Source organism: Tunturiibacter psychrotolerans, from assembly GCF_051013365.1.
Classification (GTDB): Bacteria; Acidobacteriota; Terriglobia; order Terriglobales; family Acidobacteriaceae; genus Edaphobacter; species Edaphobacter psychrotolerans_A.
The window spans coordinates 5,970,035-5,985,596 of record NZ_CP132941.1 but is presented as its reverse complement, the minus strand read 5'-3'; the positions used below and the strand labels follow the sequence as shown (position 1 = coordinate 5,985,596).

Below are 15,562 nucleotides of genomic sequence, written 5' to 3'. Positions count from 1 at the left end.
TGACTCACCGCCCCACCTCGACAAACTCCTGCACCCCGGCCCGACGCTCATTGACGATCTTCGCCTCAGCCTCCAGCCAATCCGCCAGCTTCACAAACGGATCAAACCCCACCACCTTCGGCCCATCCGCAACAAAGTTCGAGAGCGCATTGATGTCGTAGTACACCCTCACGCCGTCACGATCATCGATCATAAACTCCACGCCGCCCAATTCAATTCCCGCCTCAGCCATCAGTCGTTCCACCTCCGCAATCACGTCAGGCGGAGCATCGAATGCCTCCACCGCCAGCCCATCCTTAGCCGCATCGATCGGGCAAGCCGCACGATCCAACTCGACCCCCAGCGGCGTCTTGCAGATATCGGCCGGGCAAAGATCAAATGTCTCGCCCGTAATATGTATCTTAATCGCGTACAAAAACTTTCCGTTCAGAACTTCAACGCGAACGATGTACGACCCACGCGCCGGAACAAACTCCTGCACCAGCCCCGTCGAATCCATCCCCAGCATCAGTCCGTTTTCGGTAGCCGAAGCCTCCGCCAGATGCTCCTTCGTCTGAAACTTCACCACGCCGCTTCCACTGCCGCCAATATTCGGCTTCACCACAACAGGGAAGCGCAAACCCTCCGCCGCTGCACTCGCCTGCGAAGCCCGATGAATCACTCGCGCCTTCGGATACCCCAGCCCCAGCGCCTCCAGCATCGAAAGCTGCGCCGCCTTCGACAGCTCGCTCCGAAAAGCCTTCACCCCATTCACGACGCGAACGCCGCGCCTCTCCAGATGCTCCAAATACCCGAGCGTGTAAAAGATCTGATCCCCATGCCCACGATTCCACGCCGAAGGGCTCATCTTGTTCAGCACTACCGCGTATTTCTCCTCCGGGTGATCCTCCGGCCCATAACTATGTTCCACCGCACTCAGCTTCACATAGTTCGCACCACGACGATCCAGCTCCTCAAACAAAAGCTTGAACCAGATTGGCTGCTCATAATAAATCGCGATCGGCAAGAACTGACGGCTGGACATAATCTTCTTTCACATCCTCTACAAAGGGTTCGACTCGAAACTCACCACTCGGTTACAACGGCACTGACGACAGGCGTACCCGGCGGCTCGAATCTGATATCTCAAGTTTAGATCAACAAAGCCGTCCGCTCGCTCCAAAACGAGGGGAGTCTGAAAACTTCCAGCCAATCTCGCGCCATGTTGTACCCTGAACCAGCTATGCAAGCCATCCAGATCCTCACCACCGGCTCCGCCGACGTCCTCACCTTCACCGACCTCCCAACGCCGACCCCAGGCCCTGGCGAAGCCCTCATCCGCATTGAAGCTTCCGGCGTCAACTTCATCGACACCTACTTCCGGGAAGGCCGCTACCCCGCGAAACTCCCCTACACCCTCGGCCAGGAAGCCGCCGGCACCATCGTCTCTGTCGCGTCCGACGTCACCACCTTCAAACCCGGCGATCGCGTAGCCTGGTGCCTCATCCCCGGCACCTACGCCCAGTTGGCCGTAGCTCCTGCAGCCCGTCTCGTAGCCATCCCCGATGGCGTCACTACCCAGCAAGCCGCCGCCGCGATCCTCCAGGGCATGACCGCCGACTATCTCCTTCGAGCGGCCTATCCAGTTCAATCCGGCGATGAGGTCCTCATCCACGCTGGCGCAGGCGGTACTGGTCTCCTCTTCATTCAACTGGCGAAGGCCTTAGGCGCCCGCGTTATCACCACCGTCTCCACCGAAGAAAAGGCCACACTCGCCCGCGCAGCCGGGGCCGACGAGATCATCTTCTACACTCAGGAAGACTTCGCCGCAAAAGTCAAATCCCTAACCGGCAACAAAGGCCTTCCCGTCGTCTACGACTCCGTCGGCAAAACCACCTTCGAACAATCCCTCCAATGCCTCCGTCCCCGTGGCGTCATGGTTCTCTTCGGAGGATCCAGCGGAGCCGTCCCACCCTTCGATCTCATCCGTCTCTCCACGATGGGCTCCCTTTTCATCACCCGGCCCACCCTCAAGGACTACATCGCCACCCGCGCCGATCTCGAAATCCGCGCCAAAGATGTCTTCGATGCAGTCGCAAACGGCTCCCTAAGACTCCGCGTCGAACACGTCTACCCACTCGCCGACGCCGCCCAGGCCCATCGCGACCTCGAGTCCCGCCGAACCACGGGCAAAATCCTCCTCATCCCATAGACGTCCACTCGTGTAGCAATGCCTTCTTCCCCTCAGATGAGTTCTCACCAGCAACTTACAATCGAAACATGCTTCTTCTGGCGTCTCGCGGCTCGATCAAACAACTTCTCGCCCTCATCGCCGCCGTTCTCATCGCCTTACCTGCCCACGCTGTAGTCGTCCGAGGCACCGTCACCACGCCACTCGGAGCACCTCTCGGCAACGCTCGTATCCAACTCGTTCAGGGACAGCGCGTCATCGCCTTCACCATGTCGCTCATGGATGGCACCTACGAGATCCGTAGCTCCCTCTCCGGCCGCTTCGTCCTTCTCTCCGCGGAAGCGCCGTTCACACCCAGCATCAGCGACGCCTTCTACGGTGGCCGCACCTCTGTCGTCACCCGCGGCATTGTCATGGAGTACTCCAAGGTCACTCCGCAACTCGCCGTCACAGCCAACGGCGTCTCCACGCCCATCGAGCGGGTCCCCGCAGCCATCACCCTCATGCCGCAAAAAGATCTCGATACCGAAGTCAATCTTCTCAACGGCTTCCGTCAGGTTCCCGGCACCAACGCCGTCCAGATAGGGCAAGCTGGCGGTCCCATCACCCTCTACGTACGTGGTGGTCCCGCCGACGCCAACAAGATCCTCATCGACACCATCCCCGCCACCGACATAGGCGGCAACTTCGACTTCAGCACCGTCTCCACCACCTCCCTCAACGGTCCGGAGATCTATCGCGGAGCCAACAGCGCCTTCTATGGCACCGGCGCCGAAGCCTCCGTCGTCAACCTCGCCACGACGCGCAGCAACTTCCTCAGCCCCACCCTCAACTACACCGGCGACGCCGGAAACTTCCGCACCTACCGCAACGAAGCCATCCTCTCCGGCGCCTTTAGCAGGCTCGACTACCAGGCCGCCTTCAGCCGTTTCAACACCTCCAACGCTCTCCCGCTCGATCAATACCATCTCATCACCAGCGCCGCCAACATCGGCTACAACATCCTCTCCAACACCTCGGCCCGCTTCACCATTCACAACGCCGACTCCGCCGTCGGTCTCCCCCAGGCGCACGACATTTACGGCTTCTCCGCCTCCGGCAAAAAAGCCGACCAGGATCTCTACTCCGGCCTCACCATCGAAAATGTTCTGGGAGGGAACTGGCACAACCTCGCCCGTTACGGCATCGCTCGCAAGCGCGAACAAGAGCAGCAGTTCGATCAATCCACCGTCGTCATCAACGGAGTCGCCGAACCCACAATCAACTACGGCGATATCGTCACCCTCCGCGGTGCCAACGGCTACACCGCCACCGGCCAGGCGGCCTTTATCTCCCCCACCCTCGACAACGTCCACAACCGCGACGACTTCTACTACCAGACCGACTACATCTTTCCCTTCCGCATCGGCACCCTCTTCGGCTTCCACTACGAAGACGAGCGTGGCCGCCTCTACAATCCCACTTCAGGCTTCAACCAACAGGCCGACCGCGTCAACTATCAGTACACCTTTCAACTCCACGGCGACTTCAACCACCGGGTCTTCTACTCCTTCGGCGGAGCCATCGAGCGCAATCACCTCTACGGCACAGAAGGCACACCGCGTTTCGGCCTCACCTACGTGTTGGCCCCTCAAGGCGGCGACTTCTTTCGCGGCACCGTCCTCCGAGCCAACGGCGCAACCGGTGTTCAGGAACCCACCCTCGAAGATCAATTCACCAGCCTATCCACGCTCCTCGACGAGACCGGAAACGAATCCGCAATCACTACCTATAACATCCGCCCAATCTCCGCCGAGCGCTCCCGCACCTTCGACATTGGCCTCGACCAAAGCATCGTCGGTCAGAAGCTCATCCTCAAAGCCGACTACTTTCACAACCAGTTCAGCCATCAGATCGAACGCCTCGCACCCAATGGCCTCGAAGAATTCTTCGGCATCCCCGCCAACATCGCTCTCCAAATACCCAGCGCCTCGCTGAACTCCCTCGCCTACATCGCCCGAGGCTATGAAGCCGAGCTGCAATACCAGCCACTCGCTCGGCTCTTCCTCCGCGGCGGTTACACCTACCTCAACTCCCAGGTCGAGCAGTCCTTCACCTCCGACAACGTCACTCCCGCCTTCAACCCCGAACTCCCCGGCATTCCCATCGGAGCTCTGTCTCCCATCGTCGGCAACCGTCCCTTCCGCCTGCCCCCAGACACAGGCTACTTCGCCGTCCAGTACACATCAAAAAAAGTCTCCGCCGCCATCAGCGGCGCGTTCGCCAGCCGCAGCGACGACTCCACCTTCCAGCTCCACAACGATCGCAACGGCGGCAACACGCTCCTGCTCCCCAACCGCGATCTCGACTTCGGCTACGCCAAGCTCGACCTCAACATCCTTTACTACGCCACCCGCCATGTCACCGCCTTCACGCAACTCGACAATCTACTCAGCCAGCAGCACATCGGCCCCATCGGCTACCCCGGCCTGCCCTTCACCATCCGCGCCGGAATGAAGATCCGCATCGGTGGTGGCAACTAAGTTTGTCTCTTCGGTGTTTCTATCTTGTATGTTCTTGCGCTCTCTGAATCACGGAGCCCCGCTGCACCGTCTATATCATCGAAGGGAAACAAAAATGACCCGATATCTCCTTACACTTACTCTCCTCGCAGCAACCGCAGCAAACGCCCAGGAGGGCCTCACTGCCACCCAGGCTCTCGTCGCATTCGACTCGAAAAATCCCGTTAGCCCCACCGCAAACAACCTCACCATCAAGGTCGACAACCGCGCCACCCAACTCGCCAATCTCACCGCCATTCCGCCCGGCGGTGCACAAGTCGCACTCTTGATCGATGACGGCCTACGCACCAGTGTCGCCCGCGAAATGAACAATCTGCGCGCCTTCATCACCGGTCTTCCCGCAGGCACCGAGGTCTACGTCGGTTACATGCAAAACGGCACAGTCTTCCCCGGCACCGGCGCTTCAGGCTTCACCTCCAACCTCGCCGCAGTAGCCCAGGGAATCCGCATTCCCAGCGGCATTCCCGGCTCAAGCGCCAGCCCCTACTTCTGCCTCTCCGAGTTCGTAAAGAACTGGCCCGGTCGCGCTGAGAATGAGGTCAGCCCCGTTCAACGCAGCGAAGGCCCCGTACACAAACCACGCTTCGTCCTCATGATCACCAACGGCGTCGACCCCTACAACGGCAGCACCAGCCCGCTCAATCAGAACAGCCCCTACGTCGACAACACCATCAACGACGCCCAGCGCGCCGGCGTCCCTGTCTACTCCATCTTCTTCAACGACGCCGGATTCGGTCGTGGCCGCGGCAGCTTCAGCGGACAAAACTACCTCACTGAGCTAGCAGACGGAACCGGCGGCCTCTCCCTCTACCAAAGCACCGGCCAAAACCCAGTCTCCATGGCGCCATACCTCAAACAGTTTCAGAACGACATCGCCAACACCTACGTCGCAACCTTCTCTGCAGACTCCAACAAGAAACTCGTCAGTTTAAAAACCTCAACCGATCTGCCGAAGACCAAGCTTCGTGCCCCAACTCAAGTACGTCCAGGAACCATCGTCTCGAACTGAACCTCAACCATCTCACCACCGACGGCGGCTGCCTGAAGAGAAGCAGCCGTCTTCTCTTTAACTCTCGACAAGAAATTCTTCTCCCTGCAACACACTTCTGTGCAACTAAATTCGATTCGCAAATTAGTGCCGAGACATGACGAGTCTCTGACATTTTTGCGACACCGGAACTCCCTGCGAACTCTACCTTCAAACTCACATCGGGAATATCCGCAAAGCGAGCGTGTTCTTCCCGATATGGATGAACACTGCATATCTCCCCGCATGCAGCACGATCCGCGTCTGCCGGAGCAGCGCGTCGCTCCGGGACGTAACCAATCGCAGGGACTTACCGCATCAGGAGAAGTCGGATGAAGAACTTTATTCACACTGCCACTCGCATCTCATTGGCCCTGTCGTTCGCGACAGCAGCCTTCGGTCAAAACTACTCACAAGTCAACTTGGTCTCCAACGTCGCGGGTATCGCACCCGTCACCGATCCCACCCTCATCAACTCATGGGGACTCTCCCGCAGCAGCAGCAGCGCTTGGTGGGTCTCCGACAACGGTTCCGGACTCGCCACGCTCTACAACGGAGCCGGCGTGAAACAGTCTCTCATCGTCACCATCCCCAAGGCCGATCCCAACAGCAAAACCTTTCCCACCGGCACTCCCACCGGAACCATCTTCAACGGCGCTCAAACCGACTTTCTGATCGCCGGCAAACCAGCCGTCTTCCTCTTCACTACCCTTGACGGAACAATCTCCGCCTGGAACCCTGCGGTCGCCGTCGCTCCCGGTGCCGCGCCTCCTTCCACGAACGCTGTCGTTGCCGTTAAGACCACCGACGGCTCTGTCTACACTGGCCTCACCAGTGCGTTCGTAGGCGGCAAGCCCTTCCTCTACGCCGCCAACTCCTCAAAGGGCCGGGTTGATGTCTATGACAACAACTTCGCCCCTGTGACCTTGTCCCGCGAAAAAGGAGCGACGCCCGCCTTCGTCGACACCCAGCTCCCCCCAAACTACAATCCCTTCAACGTCCAGACCGTAGGCAATGATGTCGTCGTCACCTACGCCCTCATCCCCCCAGGTCAGCCTCGTGAGACCGATGGACCCGGCCTCGGATACGTCGATGTCTACAGCTCCACCGGCGTCCTGCTCCTGCGTCTCGAGCACGGAGATTGGCTCAACGCTCCATGGGGCGTCGCACTCGCACCGCAGGACTTCGGCCTCTCCAGCCATAAGCTTCTCATCGGGCAATTTGCGGGCGGGGGCACAACCGAAAACAGCGGAACCATCGCAATCTATGACCTCGTAACCGGTCAGTTCGAGGGTCAGCTCAGGAACTCCGTTGGCACAGTGCTCGCCATCAACGGCCTGTGGTCCCTCAGCCCCGCAAACAGCGTCGCTCCCGGTAGCTACGACGCAGCCGGCGCCCCTGGCGCTGAAATCTACTTCACCGCTGGCACCAATCAGGGAACCGGCGGTCTCTTCGGTTACCTCAAACCCTTCGCGGACCAGCTGACCGAAGGCAACAGCCAGTAAGCACGGCCTGAAACCCTGCAGCGGGTGACGCGCAAGTTCACGCAGCCACCCGTTGCCGCAACTCCCAACGAAAAGTCTTTAAAGATCGCTGACGAGAAGCCGACTAATGAGATGGTCCGCCGCTGTCACCCCCCGCTGAGGCGGAGGATATTAGCAGCGGTTTCAGAGGAGGATCATCGACATGCAGATTCGTTCGGTAGGCATCGACCTGGGCAAGACGACATTTCACCTTGTTGCGCTGGGAACATCGGGCAAGGTACTGGTGAAGAAGAAGTTCTCACAGAAGCAGCTGCTGGCGTTCACGGCGAACATGCAGACCTCGCTGATCGGATTGGAAGCCTGCTCCGGAGCGCATTTTCTCGGGCGAGCGTTGCGGCAGCAAGGCCATGACGTGCGGCTGATCGCAGCTCAGTTCGTGAAGCCGTTTGTGAAGTCCAACAAGAACGACTACGTCGACGCAGAGGCTATCGCCGAAGCGGTCGAGCGCAAGAACATGCGCTTCGTCCCGATCAAGACGGACGACCAGCTGGACCTGCAAGCGATCCACCGGGTTCGAGACCGGCTCGTCTCGCGGCGCACGGCGGTCATCAACCAGATACGGGCATTCCTGCTGGAACGTGGCATGGTGTTTGCGCAGAAGCCGGCGAAGCTAAAGGCAGCCATGGCAGATGTTCTCGAGAACGCAGAGAACGCGTTGACGCCGATGATGCGCAACCTGATAGGTATGCTGTGGGACGAGTGGAAGACCGTCGAACAGCAGATCGACGAGCTGACCGACAGACTCGAACAGATCGCCGCCAGCGATGCGGGTTGCTGCCGCATCCGCCAGATCCCAGGCATCGGACCTATCGTCGCGACGGCCATCGTTGCCGCCATCGGCAACGGCGCAGCGTTCCGCAAGGGACGAGACTTCGCAGCGTGGCTCGGCCTCGTTCCGCGACAGTACTCTACGGGCGGTAAGGCCAAGCTGCTGGGCATCAGCAAGCGCGGCAACATCTACCTGCGTAAGGTACTGATCCACGGCGCACGAGCCGCGGCCATGCGCATAAAACGAGATCGCTTCACGATTGGAGCCTGGATGAACGCACTGGAAGCCAGAGCGCCGCGCAACGTGCTGGTGGTCGCTATGGCGAATAAGCTCGCCCGCATCGCCTGGGCTGTGCTCTCCACCGGCGAAGACTACAGGCCCGCGGCGAGCGCAACAGCGGCATGAGATAGAGCGGAAAAGACGCCTGCGGCTTGGAAGCGCTTCACGCTCCCACTTTCCCGCTCTACGACGACGACTTTCCCACCAAGGTCTGCACAGGAACAGCAAAGACGAAAGAACAGTCACAACGGCGCATCTGCAACCTGATCCCGATAAGGGTCCTCAACGACCGACCGACTTGTAAGGACAGATGCGCAGCGGAACTCATCCTGGCCAGGAGCACGCGGCTCCATCAAAGGCCGAATACATTGCCGCAGACTTGTCTTCTCGACCAAACTAATCCTTGCAGTCACGCGGCGGACCATACATTGCCGGTACTAACCGCGGTGGATAAGTGACTCAGCGATTTAGCACTCGTCGAGAATCGATACTGTGCAAACCATGCGTTCCGTAGCGAGGCACATTTGCGGAGGACCTATCAATCTCCGTCCTACGGTTCTGCTTTCAAAGGCAACTCCTCGAACGATCACGCTCAGTTTACCGTCACGGTAACGGTGGTTGTGGCCGTGATCGCACCACTGGAACCTGTGACCGAGACGGTATAGGCGCCCGGCGTGGTGCCAGGATCGGCGGGTGGGGCTGGATTGGCGGGTGGGGCTGGATTGGCGGGTGGGGCTGGCGCGTTGGCGCTGGTGCCGCCGCAACCTATCGTTGCGCCAAGCAAGATGCTCACCAGCAGCAGACCAAGCAGTGACAGCTTGTTTCGCCGCCGGACGGGAAAGCCAAACCACAGCAGAGACGCCAGAGCAACGGCGGAACTCCCCATTGCAACATCGCGGGACGGAAATTGGTTGCGGATCGCTGGATAGCTATTGGCAGCGGTCGATGCAGCCGTGGTGCTTACGGTGAGCGTCGCGGTGACCGCTGTGGTGCCCGTGATCGCCGGAGGAGTTGTAACCGAGCACGTAGGTACATCGGCTCCCCCCTTGGGGACGCCCGTGACAGCGCAGCTTAGAGCTACCGTACCGTTGAAGCCGGCGGACGGAGTGATGGTGATAGTCGATGTGGCGCTTGGCCCTGACGTCGCGATGGTGACTGCTGTGCCGCTGAGAGCGAAACTCGGCGAAGCCACCGGTACAACGAAGGTGAAGCTTGTGGTTGCGCTGAGACTGGTTGTGGAAGCTCCGGTAACCGCGACGGTATAGGTGCCCGGGGAGGTTATCGACTGTGTATTCAGAGTGAGCGTTGTAGTCACCGGCGAACCTGTGACGGAGATCGGCGATGGAATCGCGCAGGGGGGCCCAATGAGGAAGCCCCCATTTTGATTGGTCACCACACAACTCATCGTTACCTGTCCTGTATAGCCGGCGGACGGAGTAATCGTGATGGTCGAACTCCCGCTGGCGCCAGACGATGCGATGGTAACTCCAGTATTGGTCAGCTGATAGTTCTGATTTGTCTCCAAGACGGTGGTGGAGGTAGAGACTGGTGCGGTGGCGCCAGCGCTGTCGCTGGCAGTGATGGTGATGGTGTATTGACCAGAGGGCGTATTCGCCTGAGTGGTTACGGAGTAGCCCAGGACGACCGAACCACCCGGCGAGAAAAATAAGACGGTCGTTTGCACGGAACATGCCGGGGGATTCGCCTGAGTCTGCGCAGATGATATCGAGCAACTCAGGTTCAGGGTACCGGTGAAGCTTGTGCTGGTTACCGAGAAGCTCCCCCTCGTGGAGCCCCCAGGACCCACCACGCTGGGGCTGCTGGACAACAGAACGGGAGGAGGGGGCACATAAACTGCCGGCTCATTTGTGGAACTGGAGGGAGCATTATTTGCGTCGCCAGCATAATTGGCCTGGATGACGTCGTTGCCAGCGGGTAGGACGTAGTTGACCGTTGCCGTTGTGATGGAAAGATTTCCAAGGAACACATAGTCAATTCCGGCAAGGTCCGAGGAGCCATTCCCGGTGAAGTCCGCCGCCGCCAAACTTCCGATTCTCAATGGAGCTGACGCGACATTTAAGCTATCTGCGAATGTGCCATCGCCAGCACCCAGAAAAGTTGATACAGCGGAACTTGCAGTGCTCATTGAATAATTGGCGACTGCTAAATCGCCTTTGCCGTCGCCGTTGAAGTCGCCCACCGCGATCGCACTACAGTCTGGGTTCACCGCGAGAGTCGATGATGCTGTGAATGTGCCATCTCCGTTTCCCAGCAGGATGGTGGTGGGATTACCGAGGGCGGCCAGATCAATCTTGCCATCACCATTGAAATCCGCAACGACAAGCTGGGATGCAACAGACTGCGGTTGGCTGGGCGCGGCCGTGAATGTGCCGTCTCCATTGCCCTGCAGGATGGTGATAGGCGTGTTAGCAAAGGTGGTGTTGCTGAAGCCAGCTATAGCCAGATCGATTTTGCCATCGCCGTTGAAGTCCGCAGCGACAAGTTGGGATGAGTCCATCTGCGGAGGATTGGGGGCCTCTGTGAATGTACCGTCGCCATTGCCCAGCAGGATGGTTGTCTCAACGCTCCCTGACAGCGCCGCGTCGAGCTTGCCGTCGCCGTTGAAGTCTGCGATGGCTATGGAAAATGTGCTGTACACCATGGACTGCCCCACGGTGAATGTACCATCGCCTTTCCCGAGTAATACAGTCAGCATTCCCGTGTCTTCATCGTCAACCATGAGATCGGTATTGCCGTCGCCATTGAGGTCGCCGACGGCGATGGCATTGATCCCATCATCTTGGTCTACGGTAGCGAACACTGGCTTAGCAAACGTTCCATCGCCGTTGCCCAAGGACACGGCGATGCCTCCGCGTGGGGAGAAGGCGATGTCGGGAATGCCATCGCCGTTGAAATCGGCGACGGCAATCAGTGGAATAGCATCGGCTTCGCCAGACGGTTCCGGCACTGCCACAGCCATAAAACTGGTTCCTCCGGTAGACGGTCCCAGTGTCGCGGTTCCCGCCATGAAGGATTGGTTGGCGAAACTGGAACTTGTTGCAGAGAACGAGACCGTACCAGATGGCGGAGTGGGTCCCTTCGTGCCGACATTTGCCGTCAACGCATAGGTGTCGGCCGTCGGCGACGCGACCGGGCCGGAGATTGAGGCGGTTGTGTACGTTGGCTGCGGGCCTGCGGGGCGCGGACCTACGGTCAACGCGATGGCGGCCGAGGCACTCGCTGCGCCGTTTGAGGTGCCGAGGAATTCAGCCTTGTAGCTATGGCTTCCAGGACCTGGACGGAAGCGCAACACCGCGGTTCCTGCGCTGGTCAATTGCGCTGTGCCCACCAGATGGATGTCCGTGCAGGAGGCCGCAGTGGCATCGCAGAAGTTCACCTGTCCAAGCGTGAGCGCCGCGCTGCCCGCCTGGACCGTGGCGGTCAAGGTGACCACGGTTCCGCCGGTCACGGAGGATACTGCATTTCCACCTGAGGTAACGGAGAGAGCTGTTTGAGTGGCCTGGGAAGCCCAAGCCGGCTGGGAACCTCCACACCAAGCCAGGCAGGCAATCGCGAGTGCGCAACAAGATGAATTGGGCCGGGCCGGCGGACGCAGCCCCGCAATCGTTCGTAGAATGCTCATACCATCAAGCTCCCGGTTGAAGCAGGGTGTCCTTCTACGAGATTTAACTGAGCATGTGCGGATTTATTCCCACACAGCATTGGTTCCCGCGCTGCTGGGTGGATGCCGATTCGTAGCCCCTGAGAACGGTCTTTGTGTTCCAGCTCGAAGCGAATTGAGGCTCTGATCTTAGGGAGGCCAAAATCTATTCGGTTCTTAAAGCCTCAATCGGTGATAGGGGCACATCAGAGGGAGCCAGCCCGGTGCGCGAAAACGGCCGAACGCAGCGATACCGTCTGTTCTATAAATTGCTCGATCGGCCGGAGGGGCTAGAGCGTGTGAAATTGGATCTCCCCTAACGACATCAGGCCAACGCCCATTTCTAGTTCAGCATATCCTCGAAGAGTGCCTCCGCGATTTGCACTCAGTTACGACCCCAGAGAATAGCCGAGTGAGTTGGACGTGATCCCACGCGCGACGCTATTGCACCTCTATCGCGGAAATAATGGCGTCTCCTTTGGTGGGTTTGAACTCAAGAGTGACGAGGCTTTCCTTGGCATTCACTTCGACCTTCCGTTGGACCGCGGTCAGAGCGCCTCCAGCAGCTTCTGCCACATCCAGATTGGTCAGAACTTTCTGCCCGTTCGCGAAAACGTCGAAGATACGTTCGCCTGGATGAAGCGACGGCTCAACAAAGGTGAAGACGACAGTATGCGGGCCTTCATCCACCGGAACACGATAGCTGAAGGTTCCCGTGCGGTATGTGGCGGCCACCTCGGGGATACTGGTCCCGGCAATCGAGGCCGGTGGCGGAGCTCTGAACCCAGATCCAGGGCCGGTGATGACCTGCGCCGTTCCGCCCTCGAAGAACGTATCCGATCCAAAACGTTTGTCCGGGCTGGCGCCAGCAACCAACGCGCCGCAATCGATATAGGTTCCCTTCGCGGCCGCGGCGGAAAGATGCCACTGAACCTTGTCCGCTACCTCTCCGCTGGGAAAGGAGCCAGTCGCCACGATGTTGTTCGCGCCGGGACTGAGAACGATACCACTCCAGACACAGATGCGATCCGGGCAGCGTTCGAGCACTCCTATCCGCTTTCCATTCACATCCAGCGAAGTCTTCGGCGCGTTGCTGTACACGCGAACGTCTGCTGTTCGGTAGGCTCGCTCGGTGTACAGGCTGGAGTTGATGTGCACCGTCGGCGTAGCCGTCCAGTTGGCTTTGTAAAAGAAGTAAGGGTCCTTCCGATACTTGTGGTCGAAGGTGACGATGCCCTTTGTGTTGATGTCCTGGGCATTGCCTTCGCTGCGCGTCGTGCTTCCGAAGTCGAAGGAGTTCCAGAGAAACGTTGCCCAAAGATACGGCTTGCTTCGCAGCGTAGACCAGTTCTGTTCGTGAAGGTAGGACTCGTATTCTTCGGCCTGGGGCCGGTTGCGAGACTCCGGGCCGCCCAGTGCATTGTCAGAGTGCAGCGAGATAGCGCCGCCAGCGCCGTATTCCGTGACCGCCATGGGCTGTGCCGGCCGCGTGTCGTGCAGGGCGTCAAGATGAGGACCCAAGTCAGAGGGCGTCCCGTAATACCAGCCGAAGTAGCGATTCGCACCGGACAAGTCGGTGACCGAGGCCGTGATGGGCACCACAGTGTCGGGTGCGTAGCGTATTCCCTCGCAGCAAGTCGCCAATGTTGTGGGCCTGCTCGGGTCCAACTCGTGCGCCAGTTGATTCAACTCTCTCAACAATGGCAGCGGATCTGGGACAACGCCGCTCTTGTTCCCGACAAATGCGGGTATGCTGTTTCCGAAATCGATCTCATTGCCGATAGACCAGGTGATCACCGAGGGATGATTGAAGTCCTGCGCGATCAGCTCCCGCAGTTGCTGCCGGGCGTTCTCACGAAGCGCTTCCGTCGGCTGCAGGCTCTCGCCTAGGGTCCACTGGCTCACCAGCGGGATTTCGTCCCAAACCACAAGTCCGTCGCGATCCGCCAGATCGTGAATCGGCTGGCCATGCTGGTAGTGAGTCAGGCGTATGCCTGTCACGCCCATCTCACGCATGGTCGCCTCGTCCGCGGCGACGTCCTCCGGTTCCCGCGCCCAGCCCTTGCCTTCACGATCCTGGTGGTAGCCGACCCCGTGCACCGCCACGTGCTTGCCGTTGAGAAGCAGCCCCTGATCTGCGTCGAAACGAACCTGCCGAATGCCAAACGGTACAGAAACACGATCCACCACTTGCGAGGACTTGTTGGAGAGTTCCACCACCACGTGATACAGGTAAGGATCCTCCACTCCTTGCCAGAGATGCGGATGTGGCACAATCACATTCGCGGTGCGCTCTTCCACACTCGCTGGCGCCAACGTGACCGTCTGCTCTTCCTGTCCCGCAATCTTGTCCTGCGCGTCAACGAGCGTGGTTCGGAGCACAAGAGCTTCACTCTGCTGACTGTCGTTGCGCATTCGTGCGCGCACTTGCATCTGCGCACTGCCGGCTGCTATCGACGTCGTCTCTGCGTAGACTCCCGCAGAGCCATAGTCCATGAGATCAAGGTGCGCCTTCTTCGTGAAGACAAGGCTTACCGGACGATACAAACCACCGTAGACGAAGAAGTCCCCGGTCAGCGGCAACACGTCCGCGGTCGAGCTTCCCAGCGCGGGCTTCGTGTTGTCCACCTTCACGGTGAGCCTGTTCTCCTGGCCCGGCTTCAGTGCGGCGGTGCAATCCAGGCGAAAGCGCGAAAAACCTCCGCGATGGGTGCCCAGCAAGGTTCCGTTTAACCAGACGGTTGCAATACGGCTTGCTGCGTCGAACTGCAGAAAGCTTTCCATGCCGTCTACGTTCGCCGGAGGCGTAAAGACGAGCTTGTACCAACCGACCCCCTGCGTGGTTACGACGTTGTCGGCGGTATTGATGTGGGTTGCGGGTGCATCTTTGTAATATCCAACCCGATTCCAGGTGTGGGGCACGCTCACGGTGGTCCATGTCCCATCCGGTTCAGCCTGCAGCTCTGTCGCAGAGTCCTGACCCATTTTGAAGCGCCAGCCACCGCGAAATGTCATCTGGGAGCGAGGATCGACAGCCGTCGAACGGTGCGTTTCGCTCGTCGACGACCTCTGTCCCTGAGTCTGCAGGGTGAGAGGCAGGAGGCAAAGCATCAGCAGGCAATGTGTGCGGTTCAAAGGCAGCTCCTGCAATCCCTATTTATTTCCATGTTCGGTAACCGAGGAATTATAAAGAGGGCATCAGATGCTGTCACTCGGGCGAAGTGAAGCGGCGCCGAAGAGGAGAAGTCGAGGGACTTCTTCCTAACGAGTTCAAGCCATCATAGGTCGGCATCTCGGAAGTACTGCATCGGGAAGCGCGTTCTTGGTGCAAACGCCCGTTGGATGCTAGAGTCCGCTTCATATCAAAGTCGAAGACTCTTAGGAGGGCACCTTGAAACGACGTGATTTTGTGAAGCTGGGCGTCCTCTCCGTGCCTTCTATCGCGCTGGCACAGTCGTTCCATCCTGATGAGTCAGGTTTGCGGCAAGTTCGAAACTGATCGGGTGCCCTGGTGGTCGGGTAGCCGGACGATTGCTCCTCTCCAACATCTC

General features: G+C 59.2%; 8 protein-coding genes. 5 read left to right on the top strand and 3 right to left on the bottom strand.

Annotated elements, in window-relative coordinates:
• Positions 1 to 4: 4 nt before the first annotated feature.
• Entirely contained in the window at positions 5 to 1,024 is a 1,020-nt protein-coding gene (locus RBB76_RS25440) for an ATP-grasp domain-containing protein (RefSeq protein WP_429633985.1), read from the bottom strand.
• Between the two features lie 198 nt (positions 1,025 to 1,222).
• Here RBB76_RS25440 and RBB76_RS25435 point away from each other — a divergent pair, with 198 nt between their 5' ends.
• The 5 genes from RBB76_RS25435 to RBB76_RS25415 all read left to right on the top strand — a co-directional run bounded on the left by RBB76_RS25435 (position 1,223) and on the right by RBB76_RS25415 (position 8,476).
• Positions 1,223 to 2,191 (top strand): quinone oxidoreductase family protein, encoded by a 969-nt coding sequence (locus RBB76_RS25435; protein WP_429633983.1) that lies wholly within the window; start codon positions 1,223 to 1,225, stop codon positions 2,189 to 2,191.
• A gap of 68 nt (positions 2,192 to 2,259) precedes the next feature.
• The gene (locus tag RBB76_RS25430; protein WP_429633981.1) at positions 2,260 to 4,692 is read left to right on the top strand and encodes a TonB-dependent receptor; all 2,433 of its coding nucleotides are present in this window, start codon (positions 2,260 to 2,262) and stop codon (positions 4,690 to 4,692) included.
• Between the two features lie 94 nt (positions 4,693 to 4,786).
• A complete protein-coding gene (locus RBB76_RS25425; protein ID WP_429633979.1) occupies positions 4,787 to 5,740 on the top strand; it encodes a hypothetical protein in 954 nt (317 codons plus the stop codon).
• A 350-nt stretch (positions 5,741 to 6,090) separates the two neighbouring features.
• Complete coding sequence (locus RBB76_RS25420; RefSeq protein ID WP_429633977.1) at positions 6,091 to 7,263, top strand: TIGR03118 family protein; 1,173 nt, start codon at positions 6,091 to 6,093, stop codon at positions 7,261 to 7,263.
• A gap of 181 nt (positions 7,264 to 7,444) precedes the next feature.
• Positions 7,445 to 8,476: an IS110 family transposase gene (locus tag RBB76_RS25415; protein WP_433963464.1), complete on the top strand. Its 1,032-nt coding sequence runs from the start codon at positions 7,445 to 7,447 to the stop codon at positions 8,474 to 8,476.
• Positions 8,477 to 8,942: 466 nt separating this feature from the next.
• Here RBB76_RS25415 and RBB76_RS25410 read toward each other — a convergent pair whose 3' ends face one another.
• Positions 8,943 to 11,993, bottom strand: a complete 3,051-nt coding sequence (locus RBB76_RS25410; RefSeq protein ID WP_429633963.1) for an FG-GAP-like repeat-containing protein — start codon at positions 11,991 to 11,993, stop codon at positions 8,943 to 8,945.
• 459 nt (positions 11,994 to 12,452) lie between these two features.
• Entirely contained in the window at positions 12,453 to 15,146 is a 2,694-nt protein-coding gene (locus tag RBB76_RS25405) for a glycoside hydrolase family 2 TIM barrel-domain containing protein (RefSeq protein WP_429633961.1), read from the bottom strand.
• Between the last annotated feature and the right edge of the window lie 416 nt (positions 15,147 to 15,562).

Bases quoted from the DNA above. Each gene is read 5' to 3' on its own strand.
- RBB76_RS25410 (WP_429633963.1), bottom strand. From the start codon at position 11,993: ATGAGCATTCTACGAACGATTGCGGGGCTGCGTCCGCCGGCCCGGCCC.
- RBB76_RS25415 (WP_433963464.1), top strand. From the start codon at position 7,445: ATGCAGATTCGTTCGGTAGGCATCGACCTGGGCAAGACGACATTTCAC.
- RBB76_RS25440 (WP_429633985.1), bottom strand. From the start codon at position 1,024: ATGTCCAGCCGTCAGTTCTTGCCGATCGCGATTTATTATGAGCAGCCA.
- RBB76_RS25430 (WP_429633981.1), top strand. From the start codon at position 2,260: ATGCTTCTTCTGGCGTCTCGCGGCTCGATCAAACAACTTCTCGCCCTC.
- RBB76_RS25420 (WP_429633977.1), top strand. From the start codon at position 6,091: ATGAAGAACTTTATTCACACTGCCACTCGCATCTCATTGGCCCTGTCG.
- RBB76_RS25425 (WP_429633979.1), top strand. From the start codon at position 4,787: ATGACCCGATATCTCCTTACACTTACTCTCCTCGCAGCAACCGCAGCA.
- RBB76_RS25435 (WP_429633983.1), top strand. From the start codon at position 1,223: ATGCAAGCCATCCAGATCCTCACCACCGGCTCCGCCGACGTCCTCACC.